Origin of the sequence: Terrisporobacter muris (genome assembly GCF_024621905.1) — a bacterium.
Lineage (GTDB): Bacteria > Bacillota > Clostridia > Peptostreptococcales > Peptostreptococcaceae > Terrisporobacter > Terrisporobacter muris.
In genome coordinates, this window is sequence record NZ_JANKBY010000509.1 from 1 (window position 1) to 1,759 (window position 1,759).

The 1,759-nt window shown below is 25.9% G+C and carries 2 protein-coding genes; one reads left to right on the top strand and one right to left on the bottom strand.

Annotated elements, in window-relative coordinates; genetic code table 11:
* Positions 1–491, top strand: a 491-nt coding sequence (locus NSA58_RS19760) for a hypothetical protein (RefSeq protein WP_330652616.1), incomplete at its 5' end; no start/stop codon positions are given.
* A 47-nt stretch (positions 492–538) separates the two neighbouring features.
* Here NSA58_RS19760 and NSA58_RS19765 read toward each other — a convergent pair.
* A partial coding sequence (locus NSA58_RS19765; RefSeq protein WP_257560903.1) for a hypothetical protein occupies positions 539–1,759 on the bottom strand: 1,221 nt, incomplete at its 5' end.

Here is a 1,759-nt window from a genome sequence, read left to right on the forward strand (position 1 = left end):
TAATAATTTTATTATCTGTGTTTCATTTAATTGATTATAAGCTTACTTTTGTAATAACAGTTTTAACTGTTTTAGTTTTAAATAAGAAGTTATTTTCTCAGGTAGATTTTTCTTTGTTAATTACTTTTATAGGTTTTTTCATATTTGTGGGAAATATTTCTACTTTAGATAGTGTTGAAACTTTTATGGAAAGCCTACTTAGAAGTGGAAAATCCACTTTTATAACTTCTATTTTATCAAGTCAAGTTATTAGTAATGTTCCTGCTACTATGCTTTTATCTGGATTTACAGATCATGTAAAAGCTTTACTCCTAGGCGCAAATATTGGTGGTATGGGGACTTTAATCGCTTCTCTTGCCAGTGTTATTTCTTACAAAATTTATAGTAGTGAGTTTGAAGGAGTTAATGATAAATATTTAAAAGCATTTACTTTCTATAATGTTTTAGGACTTCTTATAATAACACCTTTAGCTTATTTATTTTTAATTTAATATACTAAAAAATCCATCTTTTCATTAAGATGGATTTTTCACTTTAATTATTGAGTAAACTGTGTAATATTTTGTGAAACCCCATAAAACTCTCCATACTCACTTATGTCTATATTGCATTTACCGTTTTGTAAGTCTAAAGTTATATTACTACTGCAGTCCACCACATTTAGAGGATAATATAGATAATAGAAAAAATCTCCGTATTCTTGGAATACATAATGAGATAAAGTGTACTCAAGTTTTACATTCAAAGTTTTGAAATCCTCATATTTTTGAAAAATATCCATTTCTATATAATAAGATTCTCCTGGCATAAGTATATTGGAGTTTTTATTATTATTTGTATCAAATATATGTGTTTCATAAGGTACATTTAAAACTAGAGGCACATCACTTTTATTTTCCATTTCAAATTGTAACTTTGAATTATTTTTATCTAAATATAGTTTTTCTATTTTAATATTCACATTGTCACTGCTTTTTTCTTCGTTAATATTAATTACTTTCTCATAATATTTTTCATCTTTAGGAAGAGTTTCTACAATATTATTTTCCTTTTGATCATTTAAATAAGGGTCGTCTTCTTCGTAGTTATAATCTTCGTTGAAAACATAACTACTATTATATTCTGCATAATCTTTAACTAAAATATATCCCCTATAAAATATCAAAGCTACAACCGCAAATCTTGTGATAAAACTAAATAAAATCTTCTTATTATTTATTCTTCGTGCAGATATCATATTTACAGTAATAGGGCTTTTTGAAAAAATACCATGAACTACTTCCATTGTGTCCATTTCAGAAAGTCCGCAACTATCCTCTGATATAATTTTGATTTCTCTTTTGTGATTAAAATCAGTTAAAGTTAGTTCATAATATATTCTTTTTCTTGTATAGCTTGATGGAATATCTGATAAATCTATACTTCCCCTTCTATTTCTGTGCTTAGTTTTTTCTATTACACCTGTACATTTTCCTGTAGTTACTGTATATAATCCAAATACTGACTCTATGATTATAGTAAAATGCTTTATTATAAAGTATAAAAAGAAAATATTAAATAAGGATTTACCCATAAATAATAAAACAAAAGCTAGTGTTGATATGAATAGTGTAAATGAAGAAATAATTATATTGTAAATTCTGTATTTAAATGAAACTCTCTCTCTACCATTAAACCATATTTTTCTTCTCCACCATCTTGTATCTACATAATCATCAACATCAATGGCAGATATTTTTTTCAACCACTCAATCTTTCT